The sequence below is a fragment of the Streptomyces sp. NPDC093071 genome (assembly GCF_044754545.1).
Taxonomy (GTDB): Bacteria; Actinomycetota; Actinomycetes; order Streptomycetales; family Streptomycetaceae; genus Streptomyces.
Map to the genome: position 1 here is coordinate 30,342 of NZ_JBIVPH010000012.1, position 16,451 is coordinate 46,792.

General features: G+C 72.5%; 15 protein-coding genes. 3 read left to right on the top strand and 12 right to left on the bottom strand.

Going from position 1 to position 16,451, the window contains the following annotated elements; translation table 11 throughout:
* Window positions 1-99: 99 nt before the first annotated feature.
* From ligA to ACIQD7_RS30505, 4 genes are all read right to left on the bottom strand, one after another.
* A complete protein-coding gene (gene ligA, locus ACIQD7_RS30490) occupies window positions 100-2,289 on the bottom strand; it encodes an NAD-dependent DNA ligase LigA (RefSeq protein ID WP_402445845.1) in 2,190 nt (729 codons plus the stop codon).
* A gap of 32 nt (window positions 2,290-2,321) precedes the next feature.
* Entirely contained in the window at window positions 2,322-3,335 is a 1,014-nt protein-coding gene (locus ACIQD7_RS30495) for a methionine synthase (RefSeq protein ID WP_402445847.1), read from the bottom strand.
* Window positions 3,336-3,450: 115 nt separating this feature from the next.
* Window positions 3,451-4,149 carry an SDR family oxidoreductase gene (locus tag ACIQD7_RS30500; protein WP_383413103.1) on the bottom strand — a complete coding sequence of 233 codons (699 nt, stop codon included), beginning with the start codon at window positions 4,147-4,149 and terminating at the stop codon, window positions 3,451-3,453.
* A 7-nt stretch (window positions 4,150-4,156) separates the two neighbouring features.
* Window positions 4,157-4,708, bottom strand: coding sequence for a TIGR00730 family Rossman fold protein (locus tag ACIQD7_RS30505; protein WP_402445850.1), 552 nt, complete (start codon window positions 4,706-4,708; stop codon window positions 4,157-4,159).
* Between the two features lie 76 nt (window positions 4,709-4,784).
* Between ACIQD7_RS30505 and ACIQD7_RS30510 the strand changes: the two genes are divergently transcribed.
* Complete coding sequence (locus ACIQD7_RS30510) at window positions 4,785-5,387, top strand: hypothetical protein (protein ID WP_402445852.1); 603 nt, start codon at window positions 4,785-4,787, stop codon at window positions 5,385-5,387.
* Window positions 5,388-5,427: 40 nt separating this feature from the next.
* Here ACIQD7_RS30510 and mnmA read toward each other — a convergent pair whose 3' ends face one another.
* A complete protein-coding gene (gene mnmA / locus ACIQD7_RS30515) occupies window positions 5,428-6,561 on the bottom strand; it encodes a tRNA 2-thiouridine(34) synthase MnmA (protein ID WP_402445854.1) in 1,134 nt (377 codons plus the stop codon).
* A gap of 61 nt (window positions 6,562-6,622) precedes the next feature.
* Between mnmA and ACIQD7_RS30520 the strand changes: the two genes are divergently transcribed.
* Window positions 6,623-7,273: an N-acetylmuramoyl-L-alanine amidase gene (locus ACIQD7_RS30520; RefSeq protein WP_391164703.1), complete on the top strand. Its 651-nt coding sequence runs from the start codon at window positions 6,623-6,625 to the stop codon at window positions 7,271-7,273.
* A gap of 48 nt (window positions 7,274-7,321) precedes the next feature.
* Here the strand turns inward: ACIQD7_RS30520 and ACIQD7_RS30525 are convergent, their stop codons facing one another.
* The 3 genes from ACIQD7_RS30525 to ACIQD7_RS30535 form a co-directional block, all read right to left on the bottom strand.
* A complete protein-coding gene (locus ACIQD7_RS30525) occupies window positions 7,322-8,485 on the bottom strand; it encodes a cysteine desulfurase family protein (RefSeq protein ID WP_121828702.1) in 1,164 nt (387 codons plus the stop codon).
* 135 nt (window positions 8,486-8,620) lie between these two features.
* Window positions 8,621-9,484 carry a thioesterase family protein gene (locus ACIQD7_RS30530; RefSeq protein WP_402445858.1) on the bottom strand — a complete coding sequence of 288 codons (864 nt, stop codon included), beginning with the start codon at window positions 9,482-9,484 and terminating at the stop codon, window positions 8,621-8,623.
* Window positions 9,485-9,507: 23 nt separating this feature from the next.
* Window positions 9,508-10,185, bottom strand: a complete 678-nt coding sequence (locus ACIQD7_RS30535; RefSeq protein ID WP_121828704.1) for a trimeric intracellular cation channel family protein — start codon at window positions 10,183-10,185, stop codon at window positions 9,508-9,510.
* Window positions 10,186-10,413: 228 nt separating this feature from the next.
* Between ACIQD7_RS30535 and ACIQD7_RS30540 the strand changes: the two genes are divergently transcribed.
* Complete coding sequence (locus ACIQD7_RS30540; RefSeq protein ID WP_402445860.1) at window positions 10,414-11,154, top strand: VOC family protein; 741 nt, start codon at window positions 10,414-10,416, stop codon at window positions 11,152-11,154.
* A gap of 88 nt (window positions 11,155-11,242) precedes the next feature.
* Here ACIQD7_RS30540 and ACIQD7_RS30545 read toward each other — a convergent pair whose 3' ends face one another.
* From ACIQD7_RS30545 to ACIQD7_RS30560, 4 genes are all read right to left on the bottom strand, one after another.
* On the bottom strand, window positions 11,243-12,397 hold the full coding sequence (locus tag ACIQD7_RS30545) for an ABC transporter ATP-binding protein (protein WP_402446041.1): 1,155 nt from the start codon (window positions 12,395-12,397) through the stop codon (window positions 11,243-11,245).
* 8 nt (window positions 12,398-12,405) lie between these two features.
* Window positions 12,406-13,503 carry an ABC transporter ATP-binding protein gene (locus ACIQD7_RS30550; RefSeq protein ID WP_402445862.1) on the bottom strand — a complete coding sequence of 366 codons (1,098 nt, stop codon included), beginning with the start codon at window positions 13,501-13,503 and terminating at the stop codon, window positions 12,406-12,408.
* On the bottom strand, window positions 13,500-14,498 hold the full coding sequence (locus tag ACIQD7_RS30555; RefSeq protein ID WP_121828754.1) for an ABC transporter permease: 999 nt from the start codon (window positions 14,496-14,498) through the stop codon (window positions 13,500-13,502). Before ACIQD7_RS30555 ends, ACIQD7_RS30550 begins: the two co-directional genes overlap by 4 nt.
* A gap of 116 nt (window positions 14,499-14,614) precedes the next feature.
* Entirely contained in the window at window positions 14,615-16,384 is a 1,770-nt protein-coding gene (locus tag ACIQD7_RS30560; RefSeq protein ID WP_402445866.1) for an ABC transporter substrate-binding protein, read from the bottom strand.
* Window positions 16,385-16,451 lie beyond the last annotated feature (67 nt).

Genomic DNA, 16,451 nt, shown 5'->3' on the forward strand with positions numbered 1-16,451 from the left:
GAGGGGCAGCGCTCTCCCTGTCTTGCCCGAATGAGGCCTGGTCACCCCTCACCATCTGGTATGCGCCGAACGGGTGATGTCTTCCGGGGCGGAAAGGGGCTATTGGGGGTCTTCGGGGATGGGGACCGCGGCCTCCCGGGCGGCGTCGGGTCCCTGTTCGAGCAGGATCGAGAAGCCCCCCTCGTCCAGAACCGGAACTTTCAGCTGCATCGCCTTGTCGTACTTCGAACCAGGGTTTTCACCCACGACGACAAAGGAGGTCTTCTTCGAAACGGAACCGGTCACCTTCGCTCCGAGCCGCTGGAGCGACTCTTTTGCGCCATCCCTGGTGAACTCCTCCAGGGTGCCGGTCACCACGACCGTGAGGCCCTCCAGGGGGCGCGGCCCCTCGTCCTCGCCGGCGCCCTCGTCCTCCAGGGCGACTCCGGCGGCCCGCCACTTGCGCACGATCTCGCGGTGCCACTCCTCGGCGAACCACTGCTTCACCGCCGCCGCGATGATCCCGCCGACCCCGTCGACGGCCGCCAGCTCCTCCTCGCTCGCCTGCTCGATCCGCTCCAGGGAGCGGAACTCGCGGGCCAGGGCCGCCGCCGCGACCGGTCCCACGTGCCGGATCGAGAGCCCGTTGATGAAGCGGGCCAGCGGGCGGGTCTTCGCCGCCGCGATGTTCTCCAGCATGGCGAGCGCGTTCTTCTTCGGCTCGCCCTTCTGGTTGGCGAAGACGGTCGCGATCTTCTCCTCGCCGGTCTTCGGGTCCCGCTTGGGCAGCCCGCTGTCCGGGTCGAGGACGTACGCCCTGATCGGCAGGAGCTGCTCGATGGTGAGGTCGAAGAGGTCGCCCTCGTCCCGGAGCGGCGGCTCGGCCGGCTCCAAGGGCTGGGTCAGGGCGGCGGCGGCCACGGCGCCGAACTTCTCGATGTCCAGGCACTCGCGGCCGGCGAGGAACTCGACGCGCTCGCGCAGCTGGGCCGGGCAGGTCCGGGCGTTCGGACAGCGGAGGTCGATGTCGCCCTCCTTCATCGGCTTCAGCGGCGTCCCGCACTCGGGGCACTCGGACGGCATCACGAACTCCCGCTCGCTGCCGTCCCGCAGGTCCGCGACCGGCCCGAGGATCTCCGGGATGACGTCGCCGGCCTTGCGCAGCACGACCGTGTCGCCGATCAGGACGCCCTTGGCCTTGACCACCTCCTGGTTGTGGAGGGTGGCGAACTCCACCTCGGAACCGGCCACGGTCACCGGCTCCACCTGCGCGTACGGGGTGACGCGCCCGGTGCGGCCGACGCCGACCTTGATGTCGACCAGCTTGGTGTTGACCTCCTCCGGCGCGTACTTCCAGGCGATGGCCCAGCGGGGCGCGCGGGCCGTGGAGCCCAGCCGACCCTGGAGCGGGATCTCGTCCAGCTTGACGACGACGCCGTCGATCTCGTGCTCGACGGAGTGCCGGTTCTCCCCGAAGCGCGCGATGAACTCCCGCACCTCGGCGAGGGTCTTCACCACCTCGTTGTGCCGGGCGGTGGGCAGGCCCCACTCGTGGAGCAGTCCGTACGCCTCCGAGAGCCGGGCGACGGCGAAGCCCTCGCGGGCGCCGATGCCGTGCACCACCATGTGGAGCGGGCGGGAGGCGGTGACCTTGGGGTCCTTCTGGCGGAGCGAACCGGCGGCCGCGTTGCGCGGGTTGGCGAAGGGCTTCTCGCCGGCCTCGACCAGGCGGGCGTTGAGCCCGAGGAAGGCCTCCATCGGGAAGTAGACCTCGCCGCGGATCTCCACGAAGTCCGGGATGCGGTCGCCGCTCAGCCGCTCGGGGACGTCCGCGATCGTGCGCACGTTGGGCGTGATGTCCTCGCCGGTGCGCCCGTCGCCGCGGGTCGCGGCCCGGGTGAGGCGTCCGTGCTCGTACGTCAGGTTCACGGCCAGGCCGTCGACCTTCAGCTCGCACAGGAAGTGGTGGTCGGGCGTGCCGACGTCCCGGGCGACCCGCTCGGCCCAGGCGGCCAGTTCCTCGTCGTCGAAGGCGTTGTCCAGGGAGAGCATCCGCTCCCGGTGCTCGACGGCGGTGAACTCGGTCTCGTACTGGCCGGCGACCTTCTGGGTCGGCGAGTCGGGGGTCCGCAGCTCCGGATACTCCTCCTCCAGCGCCTCCAGGGAGCGCAGCAGCCTGTCGAACTCGCCGTCGCTGATGACCGGCTGGTCCTTCACGTAGTACCGGAAGCGGTGCTCCTCGATCCGCTCGGCCAGGTCCGCGTGCTTCTCCCGTGCCTCGGCGGGCAGGGCCCCCTCGTCGACTGCCACCTTCGTCCGTCCTCCCGTGCCTCGGTCCCCGGTCACTCCGGGTTGTCCGCGAGCGACTTCGCAGCCCGGACGCAGTGGGCGAGGGCCGCGCGGGCGTGGGCGGGCGACGCGCCCGCGAGCCCGCACGTGGGGGTGATCACCACGGACTCCGCGAGGGTCCCCGGATTCAGCCCCAGCCTGCGCCACAGCGTCCTGACACCCATGACGCTACCGCCCGGGTCCGACAACGGGCCGTCGGTGGACGGCACCACACCGGCGAAGAGCTTCGTGCCGCCCTCCACGGCCTCCCCGATCGCCTCCTCCTCACGCTCGGTGAGCAGCCCGAAGTCGAACGAGATCCCGGTCGCGCCGGCCCGCCGCAGCAGCGCGAAGGGGACGCCGGGGGCGCAGGAGTGGACGACCAGCGGCCCGTCGTGGACCGCGGCCACGTCCCGCAGGGCGCCCTCCACGACCTGCCGGTCCACGGCCCGGTACGTGCGGTAGCCGCTGGCGGTGCGGACCCGTCCGCTCAGTACGGCGGTGAGCGAGGGTTCGTCGAGCTGGAGGACCACCCGGGCCCCGGGCACGCGCTTGCGCACCTCCGCCAGGTGCTGGTGGAGTCCTTCGGCGAGCGAGCCCACCAGGTCCCGGCAGGCGCCCGCGTCGCCGAGGGCGGCCTCGCCGCCGCGCAGCTCCAGGGCCGCGGCGAGCGTCCAGGGGCCCACCGCCTGCACCTTGAGGGCGCCCTCGTACCCCTGGGTGAACTCCTCCAGGGCGTCGAGGTCCTCGCCGAGCCAGGAGCGGGCCCGCCGGGTGTCGCGGCCGGGCCGGTCGCTGATCCGCCAGCCGCTCGGCTCCACGTGCGCGTACAGGTCGACGAGCATCCCGATCGTCCGGCCGATCATGTCGGCGCCGGGCCCGCGCGCGGGCAGCTCCGCGAGGAACGGGAAGTCCTCGAAGGAGCCGGTGACGGTCTTGGCGGCCTCGCGGGCGTCGCCGCCGGGCAGGGACCCGACGCCGGTGGCGGGGCCCCAGGGGAAGTCGTGCTTCTCGGTCGTGTCGCTCACCCGGGAAGCGTACGTGCCGGGGGCGCGCCGGGCGGCGCCGGTGACCGTGTCCCGGGCCGCCCCGCCCCCGGCTCCGGCTCCGGCTCCGGCTCCGGCTCCGGCTCCGGCTCCGGCGTCAGCGTCCCGGGCGGACGGTGAGGTCGTTGATCTCGGCGTCGCGCGGCAGGTCGAGCGCGGTGAGGATCGCCGTCGCGACCGACTCGGGGTCGATCCACTTCGCCGGGTCGTACTCCTTGCCCTCCTGCTGGTGCACCTTGACCTGCATGGGGCTGGCGGTGCGGCCCGGGTAGACCGAGGTGACCCGGACGCCGTGCGCGTGCTCCTCGTGGCGCAGGGAGTCCGCGAGGGCCTTCAGGCCGTGCTTGGAGGCGGCGTACGCGCTCCACTCGGCGTGGGCGTTGAGTCCGGCGCCCGAGTTCACGAAGACGACGTGGCCCTGGGAGACGCGCAGTTGGGGCAGGAAGTGGCGGGTGAGCTCGGCCGGGGCGACCAGGTTCACGTTCAGCTGGTGGTGCCAGGTCTTGGGGGTGAGCTCGCCGACCGGTCCGAGGTCGACCACGCCCGCGACGTGCAGCAGGCCGTCGACCCGCTCGGGGAGGTTCTGGTGCGAGAACGCCCAGGACAGCCGGTCCGGGTCGGCGAGGTCCCCGACGAGGGTGCGGGCGCCGGGGAACGCGGCGGCGAGCTCCTTGGCCCGGCCCGCGTCGCGCGCGTGGAGCACGAGGTCGTCCCCGCGCGCGTGGAGGCGGCGCGCGACGGCCGCGCCGATGCCGGAGCCGGCTCCGGTGATCACATGAGTAGCCATGGCCCCCATGCTCGCATCAGCGGGGGACGGAGGAGGCGGCGATCTCCGCCTCCAGGTGCGCGAGGGCCGCCGCGCCGTCGTCCGCGAAGAAGACGAGGTCGGCGAGGGGGATCGGGAGGAAACCCTCCTCCTCCATGCGCCGGAACTGCTCCTTCAGGCCGTCGTAGAAGCCCGCCGTGTTGAGCAGGACCACCGGCTTGCGGTGCTTGCCGTGCTTCTTCAGCTCCAGGATCTCGGTGGCCTCGTCCAGGGTGCCGGTGCCGCCGACCATGACGACGATCGCGTCGGACTTGGCGAGGAGGAGCGCCTTGCGCCGGGCGAGGTCCTCGGTGACGACCATCTCGTCGGCGCCGGGGCGGGCCTTGTGGGCGAGGAAGTCGACGGAGACGCCGACGAGCCGCCCGCCCGCCTCCTGGACGCCGTCCGCGACGACCTTCATCAGGCCGGTGTCGGAGCCGCCCCAGACGAGCGTGTGGCCGGCCTTCCCGAGCAGGGTGGCGAACTCGCGGGCCGGGCCCGTGTACCGCTCGTCGAGGTGGGCGGCGGAGAGGAAGACGCAGATGTTCATGGATCCCACCGTACGGGTCCCGGAAAAGTCGGGGCCGGGGCGATGAGTTCCGGCGACGGCCCCGGTCTGCCCTGCCATGGACGAGGTGAGCAGGTTCGGGGGACGCGTCACGTCACGGGACGGGACGACGGTCGCGTACGAGCGGTACGGGGACGGGGGCGGGCCGCCGCTCGTCCTGGTGGGCGGGGCCCCGGGGGCGGACGGGCGGGTGCTCGCCGGGCTGCTCGCCCGGCGCCTCCCGGTCGTGGCGTACGGCCGCCGGGAGCACGGGGACGCCGGGCGGGAGGTCGAGGACCTGGCGGCCGTCCTGGCGGCGGCCGGTCCGGGGGCGGCCGTGCACGGCACGGGCACGGGCGGCACGCTCGCCCTCGCCGCCGCGGCGGCCGGACTGCCGGTGGGCCCGGTGTCGGTCTACGAGCCGCCGTACTCCGGCGCGGCCCTCGACCGGGTCTCCGCGCGCGTGCTCGTGGTCGACGGGGGCTCCAGCCCGGCGGAGACCCGGCGCGCGGCCCGCGAGCTGGCGGCGGCCCTCCCCCGGGCCCGGCACCGCACCCTGACGGGCCAGACCCACGAGGTCGCCCCGCACGTCCTGGCGCCGGTCCTGGCGGGCTTCCTCGCGGAGGAGCTCCTCCTGGAGGGGGTCCTTCCGGAGGGCCGGAGGGACGGGGGGCCGTTCTGAGGCGCGCCCGACGGGCACCCCGCCCCCTCCCGCGGGGCCCTCAGGCCCCGGCCGGCTCCGTCGTCCGCCGTACCGTCGTGGCGATCGTCGCCGAGCCCACCACGCGCGTGCCGTCGTACAGGACGATCGCCTGGCCGGGGGCGACGCCCCGGACGGGCTCGTCGAAGACGACCTTCAGCTCGCCGTCCTCCAGCGACGCGCTCACCGGCGTCTCGCCGCCGTGGGCGCGGAGCTGGGCGGTGTAGCGGCCGGAGCCCTCGGGGGCGGTGCCGCACCAGCGGGGCTTGATCGCGGTGAGGGCGGTGACGTCGAGGGCCTCGACGGGGCCGACGGTGACCGTGTTGTTCACGGGCGAGATGTCGAGGACGTAGCGGGGCTTGCCGTCCGCCGCCGGGTGGCCGATCCGCAGGCCCTTGCGCTGGCCGATGGTGAAGCCGTACGCGCCCTCGTGGGTGCCGACCTTCGTGCCCGCCTCGTCGACGATGTCGCCCTCCGCCCTGCCGAGGCGGGAGGCGAGGAAGCCCTGGGTGTCTCCGTCGGCGATGAAGCAGATGTCGTGGCTGTCGGGCTTCTTCGCGACCGCGAGCCCGCGCCGCTCGGCCTCCGCCCGGATCTCGTCCTTGGTGGTGAGGGTGTCGCCCAGCGGGAACATCGCGTGCGCGAGCTGCTTCTCGTCCAGGACGCCGAGGACGTACGACTGGTCCTTGGCCATGTCCGAGGCGCGGTGCAGCTCGCGGGTGCCGTCCTCGCCCAGGACGACGGTGGCGTAGTGGCCGGTGCAGACCGCGTCGAAGCCGAGGGCGAGCGCCTTGTCGAGGAGCGCCGCGAACTTGATCTTCTCGTTGCAGCGCAGGCAGGGGTTGGGGGTGCGGCCGGCCTCGTACTCCGCGACGAAGTCGTCCACGACGTCCTCGCGGAACCGCTCGGCCAGGTCCCACACGTAGAAGGGGATGCCGATGACGTCGGCGGCCCGGCGCGCGTCGCGGGAGTCCTCGATCGTGCAGCAGCCGCGCGCTCCGGTGCGGAACGACTGCGGGTTCGCGGAGAGGGCGAGGTGGACGCCGGTGACGTCGTGGCCCGCCTCGGCGGCGCGGGCGGCGGCGACGGCGGAGTCCACTCCGCCCGACATGGCGGCAAGGACGCGAAGGGGGCGCGAGGGCGGGGTCTGAGTCATAGCCCTACCAGGGTACGGGGCGCCGGGAACCACGGTCGCGGTAGTAAGCGTTCTCGATGACATGGGGAGCAAGGGGAACAGGGCGGTGGGACGGCGGGCCGTCCTGCTCGGCGGCGGGGCCGCCGTGGTGGGCACGGCCGTGCTCGCCCGGGAAGAGCTGGCGCGCGCCTGGTGGCGGCTGCCGGGGATGGAGAAGAAGCGGGTCGAGGGGGAGCTGGACCACGCGCGCGCCGAGTGGACGTCGGCGGCCCGGGCGAACTGGCGGCGGGCGGACCGGCCGGACGACTACGCGGTCGACCGGGTCGTGATCCACGTCGTGCAGGGCAGCTACGCGACCGCCCTGAAGGTCTTCAAGAACCCGGGGCACGGGGCCGCCACGCACTACGTGGTCCGCAAGGACGGGCACGTGGCGCAGATGATCCGGGAGCTCGACGTGGCCTTCCACGCCGGGAACCGGGACATGAACGAGCGGAGCATCGGCATCGAGCACGAGGGCTTCGTGGACCGGCCGCAGGACTTCACGGCGGCGATGTACGCGGGGTCGGCGCGGCTCACGGCGGACATCTGCGCCCGGCACGGGATACCCGTGGACCGGGAGCACATCATCGGGCACGTCGAGGTCGAGGGCACCGACCACACCGATCCCGGTCCGCACTGGGACTGGGACCGGTACATGCGGCTCGTGCGGGAGGCGTCGAAGAAGCCCGCGTGAGGGGGCCGGGGCCCGGGCGGAGCGGCCCCCTCCGGAAGGCCCCGGGTCTCAGGAGAGGCCGGCCGTGCGGGCCCGCTCGACGGCCGGGCCGATCGCCCCGGCCACCGCCGCCACGTCCTCCTCGGTGGAGGTGTGGCCGAGGGAGAAGCGCAGGGTGCCCCGGGCCAGGTCGGGGTCGGTGCCGGTGGCGAGCAGCACGTGGCTGGGCTGGGCGATGCCGGCGGTGCAGGCGGAGCCGGTGGAGCAGGCGATGCCGGCGGCGTCGAGCAGCAGGAGCAGCGAGTCGCCCTCGCAGCCGGGGAAGCTGAAGTGGGCGTTGGCGGGGAGCCGGTCGACGGGGTCGCCGCCGAGGACCGCGTCGGGGACGGCCGTGCGGACGGCGGTGACGAGGTCGTCGCGCAGGGCGCCGACCTCGCGGGCGAACTCCTCGCGCCGCTCGGCGGCGAGCCGGGCGGCGACGGCGAAGGCGGCGACGGCCGGGACGTCGAGGGTGCCGGAGCGGACGTGCCGCTCCTGGCCGCCGCCGTGCAGGACGGGCACGGGGGTGTGCTCGCGTCCCAGGAGCAGGGCGCCGATGCCGTAGGGGCCGCCGATCTTGTGCCCGGAGACGGTCATGGCGGCGAGTCCGGAGGCGGCGAAGTCGACCGGAACCTGACCCACGGCCTGGACGGCGTCGGCGTGCAGGGGGACGCCGAACTCGGCTGCCACGTCGGCGAGTTCGCGGATCGGCATGAGGGTGCCGATCTCGTTGTTGGCCCACATGACGGTGGCCAGGGCGACGGTCCCGGGGTCGCGGGCGATCGCCTCGCGCAGGGTCTCGGGGTGCACCCGGCCGTGGTGGTCGACGGGCAGGTACTCGACCCGCGCGCCCTCGTGGACGGCGAGCCAGTCGACGGCGTCGAGGACGGCGTGGTGCTCGACCGGGCTGGCCAGGACGCGGACGCGGCGGGGGTCGGCGTCGCGCCGTGACCAGTAGAGGCCCTTGACGGCGAGGTTGTCGGCCTCGGTGCCGCCGGAGGTGAGGACGACCTCGCTCGGCCGGGCGCCGAGGGCGGCGGCGAGGGTCTCGCGCCCCTCCTCGACGGTCCGCCGGGCCCGCCGTCCGGCGGCGTGGAGGGAGGAGGCGTTGCCCGTGACGGCGAGGTGGGCGGTCATCGCCTCGATCGCCTCGGGCAGCATGGGCGTGGTCGCGGCGTGGTCGAGGTAAGCCATGGTGGGTCGATTCTACGAGCCCGCCGCGATGCTCCCCGCGCCCGGCCCGCGCGCCCGCCGTGACGCTCCCCGCGTCTGGCCGGTTCGCGCCGCCGCCCCCGCCCCTGTGCGGCAAGGGCGGGGGCGGCGGTGGTCTCAGCCGCGCGGGGCGCGGGCCAGCTGGCGGGACTGGGCGACCAGGCGGTCGGCGCTGTCCCAGACCTCGGCGTCCTCCTCCAGGAAGCCGCCGGCCAGGTTGCGGGTGGTGATGGAGACCCGCAGCGGGCCGGGGGCCGGGCGGCAGCGGACGTGGGTGGTGAGCTCGACGGTCGGGGTCCAGCCCTTGAGGCCCAGCTCGAAGGAGGTCGGCGGCAGGGCGTCGACGGTGAGGAGCAGGGAGAGGGCGTCGGGCGCGCGTCCGTCGGCGAGGCCGAACCAGGCGCGCATCTCGCCCTTGCCCGAGGGGGCGCCGATCGCCCAGCCGACGCAGGCCGGGTCGAGGCGGATGTCGAGCCGCTCGGTGATGGCGGAGGAGCCGGGGATCTGCGGGGTGGGGCCATCGGAGGCGCCGAAGCAGTTCTCGATCGGGGCCATCGCCGGGGGCGTCGCGCTGGTGCGGACGTCGTCGGGGAGGGCGTCGAGGTCGCCGTACGAGGCGAGGACGCGGATGCGCTCGACCTCGGTGCCGTCCTCGGCGTACTGGAAGAGCGAGGCCTGGCCGGTGGAGAGGGTCCGGCCGGTGCGGACGGTCTCGGTCCGGATCACCGCGGGGCCGGGCACGGACGGCGTGAGGTAGTGCGCCGAGATCGTGAACGGGTCGGGGTGCGGGAGGTGGTGGCCGAGGGCGCGGCCGAGCAGGGCGAGGAGGTAGCCGCCGTTGACGGCGTGGATGATCGTCCAGCCGGCGGAGAGGTCGGCGTCGTAGACGCCGGGCTCCCGGAGGCTGACGGCGGTGTCGCGGTCGAACTCGTTCGTCGCGACGGACGGCGCGGCGGCGTTCGTCTCGGTGCTCGTGCTCATGGGTCCGACGGTACCGCAGGTTACTACTGAGCGGTAGCTTTTTCCGGGTCCTCACGGGTGGAGGAGCGGCGGTTCCAGGCGCGGGGCGCGCGCCAGTGGTAGCGCATCGCGAGGAGGCGGAGCACGAAGGCGGTGAGGACGGCGGCGCCGCTGGTGAAGGCGTTGAGGGCGTCGAAGCGGATGCAGAGCACGACCGTCGTCGCGCCCACGATCGCCGGGACGGCGTAGAGGTCCCGGTCCCAGCGCAGCAGCGAGGGCACCTCGTTGGCGAGCACGTCGCGCAGGACGCCGCCGCCGACGGCGGTGGCGAGGCCGAGGGCGGCCGAGGCGGTGAGGCCGAGGCCGTAGTCGTACGCCTTCGTCGTCCCCGTCACGCAGAAGAGGCCGAGCCCGGCGGCGTCGAACACGTTGACGGCGGTCTGGGTGCGCTCCACCTGGGGGTGCAGGAAGAAGACGAGGACCGTCGCGACCAGGGGCGTGAGGAAGTAGCCGAGGTCGGTGAAGGCGGCGGGGGGCACGGCGCCGATGATCAGGTCGCGGAAGAGGCCGCCGCCGAGGGCGGTGACCTCGGCGAGGACGGCGATGCCGAAGACGTCGAAGTTCTTGCGGACGGCGAGGAGGGCGCCGGAGATGGCGAACACGAAGATGCCGACGAGATCGAGCGCGTGTTGGACGGAGGGGGTGAACAGTTCGTGGAGCACCGGCCAATTGTGCCGGTAGTTCCCGGCCCCGGACGCTTGCCGCCGGACCCTTGCCGGCGGCCGCTCGCCGCCGACCGCTCGCAGCCGATCGCGCCCGCACCGGCGGCCCCGGCGGCCCCGCGGCGGAAACCCGGATGCGGGCGGCGCGCGGCCGCCCCTAGGCTGCGCTCGCCCGGAGGGCGGAACCGCCCCCGTACGGGCCGTCGACGACGAGGAGACCCACGGAACATGACCGGTCGACTGTTCGCGATCCGCTTCCGCGCGACCCGCCCGGCGGAGCTGGCGCGGTTCTGGTCAGGGGTCCTGGGCTGGGAGCGCGCCGGGGAGCCGGACGACGGCGTCGCGCTGCTGCCTCCCGGGGACGCCGGGTTCCGCCTCCGCTTCCTGCCGGGCGCGGAGCCGAAGTCTGCTCGGAACCGGGCGCACTTCGACCTGACGAGCGCCTCCCCGGAGGACCAGCGGCGGACGGTGGCCAGGGCGCTGGAGCTCGGCGGGAGCCACCTCGACGTGGGGCAGCTCCCCGAGGAGGGGCACGTGGTGCTCGCCGACCCGGACGGCAACGAGTTCTGCGTCATCGAGCCGGACAACGCGTTCCTCGCCGACACCGGTGTCATCGGGGCGCTGGCCTGCGACGGCACGCAGCGGGTCGGTCACTTCTGGAGCGAGGCGCTGGGGTGGCCGCTGGTCTGGGACCAGGACGAGGAGACCGCGATCCAGTCGCCGGACGGCGGTACGAAGATCACCTGGGGCGGTCCCCCGGTGGCGCCGCAGACGGGCGCGAACCGGCTGTCCTTCGAGCTGGCGCTCCCCGCCGGCGCCGACGCGGAGGCCGAGGTCGACCGGCTGGTCGCGCTCGGCGCGCGGCGCGCGAACACCGGCACCGGCACCGGCACCGGCGAGGGCGACGACGGGTACGTCCGGATGCTCGACCCCGACGGCAACGAGTTCTCCGTGCGGAGGCCCGGCTAGCGGGCCCGCGCACCGCCCGTCCCCGCCCCGCCCGGCCGCGACGCGCGGGAGGCCCCGTCGCCACGAGGACGACGGGGCCTCCCGGGACTCACTCCTTCGACGCGGCGTCCCCGGTCGCGGAAGCGGTACCGGCCTCGGGAGCGGCGGTGGAACCCTCGGCGGGACCGACCTCGGGACCGGCCCCGGAGTCGGCGGCAGGACCGGCGGCGGGCTCCGGCGCGGTGATCTCCACCGACTCCCGCGCCCCCGGCACCGTCACGCCCTCCGCGTTCTCCGGGTGGTGGCAGGCCACGCGCTGGCCCGGACGGAGCTCCAGGAGCGGGGGCTCCTGGGTCTTGCAGACCTCCGTGGCCTTCCAGCAGCGGGTGTGGAAGCGGCAGCCCGGCGGCGGGGCGATCGGCGAGGGGACGTCCCCGTTGAGCAGGATGCGTTCGCTCTTGACGCCCCGGCGGCGCGGGTCCGGGACCGGGACCGCCGACATCAGGGCCCGGGTGTACGGGTGCATCGGGGCCTCGTACAGGGACTTGCGGTCCGCGAGCTCGACGATCTTGCCGAGGTACATCACGGCGATGCGGTCCGAGACGTGCCGGACGACCGAGAGGTCGTGCGCGATGAACACGTAGGTGAGGCCCAGCTCGTCCTGGAGGTCGTCCAGGAGGTTGACCACCTGCGCCTGGATGGAGACGTCCAGGGCCGAGACCGGCTCGTCCGCCACGACCAGCTTCGGCTTGAGCGCGAGCGCGCGGGCGATGCCGATGCGCTGGCGCTGGCCGCCGGAGAACTCGTGCGGGTAGCGGTTGTAGTGCTCCGGGTTGAGGCCCACCAGGCCGAGGAGGCGCTGCACCTCCTTCTTCACGCCGCCCTCGGGCTCGACGCCCTGGAGCCGGAAGGGCGCCGAGACGATCGTGCCGACCGTGTGGCGCGGGTTCAGCGACCCGTACGGGTCCTGGAAGATCATCTGGATGTCCCGGCGGAACGGCCGCATCCCGGACACCCCGAGGTGGGAGATGTCCTTGCCCTGGAACTCGACCGTGCCGCCGGTCGGTTCGAGCAGGCGGGTGATGAGCCGGCCCATCGTGGACTTGCCGCAGCCGGACTCGCCGACGATGCCGAGGGTCTCACCGGGGTAGACCTCGAAGTCGAGGCCGTCGACCGCCTTGACCGCACCGCTCTGGCGCTGCAGCAGGCCCTTCCGGATGGGGAAGTGCTTCTGCAGGCCGGTGACCTTGAGCAGGGGTTCCATGGTCTCGCTCACAGCTTCGGCGCAATCTCTTCGGTCCAGATGCGGGTGCGCTCCTCCTGCGGCATGTGGCAGGCGGAGTAGTGGCGCTCTCCGACGAGCTCCAGCTCGGGCCGCTGGGTGCGCGTGATGCCGCCCTTGGGGACGTCCGCGTACGGGCAGCGCGGGTTGAAGGCGCAGCCGCTCGGGATGTTGATGAGGCTGGGCGGGTTGCCCTTGACCGGGATGAGCCGTTCGGTCTGCTCCCGGTCGATCCGCGGCATCGAGCCGAGCAGGCCCCAGGTGTAGGGGTGCTGCGGCTCGTAGAAGACCTGCTCGGCCGGGCCGCGCTCGACGCAGCGCCCGCCGTACATGACGAGGATGTCGTCGGCCAGCTCCGCGACGACGCCGAGGTCGTGGGTGATGATGACGACCGCCGAGCCGAACTCCTTCTGGAGGTCGCGCATCAGGTCGAGGATCTGCGCCTGCACGGTCACGTCGAGGGCCGTGGTCGGCTCGTCCGCGATGAGCAGCTCGGGGTTGTTGACGAGCGCCATGGCGATCATCGCGCGCTGGCGCATACCGCCGGAGAACTCGTGCGGGTAGTTGTCGAACCGCTTGGCGGGCTCGGGAATGCCGACCCGGTCCAGGAGTTCGGTGGCCCGCTTGCGCGCCGTCTTCTTGTCGACGTCGTGGTGGACGCGGTACGCCTCCACGATCTGGGCGCCCACCGTGTAGTACGGGTGCATCGCGGACAGCGGGTCCTGGAAGATCATGGCCATCTCGCGGCCGCGCATCCGGCGGACCTCGTCCGGGTCGGCCGAGAGCAGCTCGCGCCCGTTCAGCCAGATCTCGCCGGAGATGCGGGCCTTCTGCCGGCCGTACTGGCCGACCGTGTGCAGGCCCATGATGCCGAGCGAGGTCACCGACTTGCCGGAGCCGGACTCGCCGACGATGCCGAGGGTCTTGCCCTTCTCCAGCTGGAAGGAGAGGCCGTCGACCGACTTGACCAGACCGTCGTCGGTCGGGAAGTGGATCTTCAGGTCGCGTACGTCGAGGAAGGCGCCGGAACCGCCCGGGGCGACGGGCTCCTCCACCGCCGCTCCGGTCTTCGACAGCTGGTCCGTCATGCGAGCCTCACTCGGGGGTCGATCACCGCGTACAGAAGGTCCACCACGAGGTTGGCGATGACCACGGAGGCGGCTGTGATGAGGGTGACCGCGAGGATCACCGGCAGGTCGCGGTCGCCGACCGCCTTGAAGGCGGCGTTTCCGAGCCCCGACAGGTTGAACGCGGTCTCGGTCAGGACCGCGCCGCCGACGAGGGCGCCGAGGTCCATGCCGAAGATGGTCAGGATGGGGGTCATGGTGGAGCGCATCGCGTGCTTGCCGAGCACGACCGGCTCCGGCAGGCCCTTGGCGCGGGCGGTGCGGATGTAGTCCTCGCCGAGAACCTCCAGCATGGTGGCGCGGGTGAGGCGCGCGTACATCGCCGCGTAGAGGAAGGCGAGGGTGACCCAGGGCAGGAGGAGGCCCGCGAACCACGCGCCCGGGGACTCGGAGATCGGGACGTACTTGGCGTCCAGCCAGCCGAGCTGGGTGCGGAAGAGGAACATCGCCAGCATGGCGGTGAAGTAGATGGGGAGCGAGACACCGGCGAGCGCGGTGACCATCGCGATGCGGTCGACCGCGGTGCCGCGCTTCAGCGCGGAGACGACGCCGGCGGTGACGCCCATGAGCAGCCAGAGCACGGCCGCACCGATGACCATGGAGAGGGTGACCGGGATCCGGTCGACCAGCATGGTCCAGACGTCCTGCTCGGTCTTGAAGGAGTAGCCGAAGCACGGGGCCGCGCAGTGGATGCTGTCGCCGCCGCCCGTGTAGTCCCGGCCGACGAAGATGCCGGAGACGAAGTGCCAGAACTGCACCAGGATCGGCTCGTCCAGGCCCAGCTTCTGCCGGATGCCCTCGATGGAGGCCGGGTCCGCCTGCTTGCCGACGAACATCGCGGCAGGATCACTGCCGGTCAGCTTGGGAATGAGGAAGAAGATGCTGAGCGTCACGAGCGTGACGACGAGCAGCATCACGACGACCGCGAAGAGTCGCCGGACTATGTATGCAAGCATGTGCGGTCGGCCGGTCGGCGGCCGGGGCATCCGATCGGATGCCCCGGCCGCCGTTCTCGGCCATCACCTGCCCTTCGGACCTGGCGGCGGGTGGTGCGCCGGTGGAGCGGGTCGGATTACTTGACGACGCCGAGCGACGCGTAGTCGTAGCGGCCGTTGTAGGCGTCCGCCGTGTAGACGTTGGTCAGCCGGGAGCTGCGCCAGATGATGTTCTTCTCGTGGGTGAAGGGCAGGTAGACCGCGGCCTCCGAGACCTTCGTGTTGATCTGCTTGTAGAGCTCGCCGGCCTTGACCGGGTCGGTCTCCTTCAGCGCCTGGTCGAACAGGCCGTTGACGGCCTTGTCGTTCAGCTCGGAGAAGTTGTTGTTGCCGCTCTGGAGGATGAAGCGGCCGTCGACCAGCGGCTGGAGGAAGCCCTGGCCCGACGGGAAGTCGGCGCCCCAGCCCATGATGATGATGCCGTAGCCCTTCTCCTTGACCACCTTCGGCGAACCGATGATGCCCGAGGTCTGGGCGCCGTCGAACTGGTCGATCTGGGCCTCGATGCCGACGGCCTTCAGCGACTGCTGGAGGGACTCGGCGGTGGCGATCTCGATCGGCTTGTTGTTGCGGACCGCGATGGTGGTCTTGAAGCCGTTCGGCTTGCCGCACTTCGCGAGGGCCTCCTTGGCCTTCGCGACGTCCGCCTTGCCCGCGAGCTTGCCGTACGGGTCGGCCTTCGGGTCGGCGCCCTTGATCGCCGGCGGCAGCATGTTGGAGGCGATGTCGCCACCGGCCTGCGGGCCGCCGCGGGCGGTCTGGAGGGACTTGGAGTCGGCCGCGTAGATGATGGCCTTGCGGCACTCGACGTTGTCGATGACCGTCTGCGGGAAGACCGCGTAGCGGATGAAGCCCGTCTGCGGGTTGTCGATGTTGCCCTTGTGCTGCTGGAGCACCTTCTGGCGGGCGGCGGCGCCGACACCGGTCGCGTTGATGTCGAGGTCGTACTCGCCCTCGATCAGGCGGTTGTCCATGTCGTCGGCGTTCGTGGTGAACGTGACGCTGATCTTGTCCGGCAGGGCCTTGCGGATCGTGTCCGTCTTGGCGTCCCACTTGTCGTTGCGGACGAGCTTGATCGACTTGTTGGGGGTGTACGAATCCCACTTGTACGGGCCCGAGGAGAAGGGCTTCAGGCCGTACTTGGACTTGGTGTCCTTGTCCTGGCGGACCGGGGAGGCCGCGGGCATCGCCAGCATCTGCAGGAAGTCGCCGTTGGCGACCGGCAGCTTGAAGACGATGGTCTTGTCGTCCGGGGTCTCGATCGCCTTCAGGCCGAGCTTGTCCGGGGTGGTGTCCTTGTACGGGCCCTTGTACTCGCCCTTGGGGTCGAGGACCTGCTGGAGGTAGATCGGGCCGCCGGAGATGACGTCCTGCGCCCAGATGCGCTCGATGCCGTACTTGATGTCCTTGGAGGTGATCGGCTTGCCGTCCTCCCAGGTGATCCCGTCCTTCAGGGTGAAGGTGTAGGTCAGGCCGTCGGCCGAGACCTTGCCGGTGTCGGTGGCGAGGTCGGAGACCAGCTCGGTGGAGGCGGCGCCCGGCTCGGCCTTGAAGGTGACCAGCTGGCGGGTGTAGTAGCGGGCGAAGTCCCACACGAAGCCGTAGTAGCCGCGCTGCGGGTCCCACGAGTCGGCCTCCTGCGAGCCGATGAACTTCAGCTCGCCGCCCTTCTTGTCGGAGGCGTTGAGGACCTTGTTGACGCCACCGTTGAAGGCGAGGCCGTCCTTGCCCTTGTCACCGCCGCCGCTGCCGTTGCCGCCGCCGCAGGCGGTGGTGACGACCATCGTGGCCGCTGCGAGCAGCGCGCCCGCGGCGATTCTGCGCCTCTGAGAGCTCATCAAGGTCATGGGTCTCGCAACCTCCGGGATAGTGGCGGCCGTTACGGCGGTCCGCCGAGGGGGATGTGCCTCCTGT

What these genes read in the sequence shown, in the direction of transcription:
- ACIQD7_RS30560 (WP_402445866.1), bottom strand. Translation starts at nt 16,384, where the DNA reads ATGACCTTGATGAGCTCTCAGAGGCGCAGAATCGCCGCGGGCGCGCTG.
- ACIQD7_RS30520 (WP_391164703.1), top strand. Translation starts at nt 6,623, where the DNA reads ATGGGGAGCAAGGGGAACAGGGCGGTGGGACGGCGGGCCGTCCTGCTC.
- ACIQD7_RS30545 (WP_402446041.1), bottom strand. Translation starts at nt 12,397, where the DNA reads ATGGAACCCCTGCTCAAGGTCACCGGCCTGCAGAAGCACTTCCCCATC.
- ACIQD7_RS30505 (WP_402445850.1), bottom strand. Translation starts at nt 4,708, where the DNA reads ATGAACATCTGCGTCTTCCTCTCCGCCGCCCACCTCGACGAGCGGTAC.
- ACIQD7_RS30550 (WP_402445862.1), bottom strand. Translation starts at nt 13,503, where the DNA reads ATGACGGACCAGCTGTCGAAGACCGGAGCGGCGGTGGAGGAGCCCGTC.
- ACIQD7_RS30540 (WP_402445860.1), top strand. Translation starts at nt 10,414, where the DNA reads ATGACCGGTCGACTGTTCGCGATCCGCTTCCGCGCGACCCGCCCGGCG.
- ACIQD7_RS30510 (WP_402445852.1), top strand. Translation starts at nt 4,785, where the DNA reads ATGGACGAGGTGAGCAGGTTCGGGGGACGCGTCACGTCACGGGACGGG.
- ACIQD7_RS30500 (WP_383413103.1), bottom strand. Translation starts at nt 4,149, where the DNA reads ATGGGGGCCATGGCTACTCATGTGATCACCGGAGCCGGCTCCGGCATC.
- ACIQD7_RS30555 (WP_121828754.1), bottom strand. Translation starts at nt 14,498, where the DNA reads ATGCTTGCATACATAGTCCGGCGACTCTTCGCGGTCGTCGTGATGCTG.
- mnmA (WP_402445854.1), bottom strand. Translation starts at nt 6,561, where the DNA reads ATGACTCAGACCCCGCCCTCGCGCCCCCTTCGCGTCCTTGCCGCCATG.
- ACIQD7_RS30525 (WP_121828702.1), bottom strand. Translation starts at nt 8,485, where the DNA reads ATGGCTTACCTCGACCACGCCGCGACCACGCCCATGCTGCCCGAGGCG.
- ACIQD7_RS30530 (WP_402445858.1), bottom strand. Translation starts at nt 9,484, where the DNA reads ATGAGCACGAGCACCGAGACGAACGCCGCCGCGCCGTCCGTCGCGACG.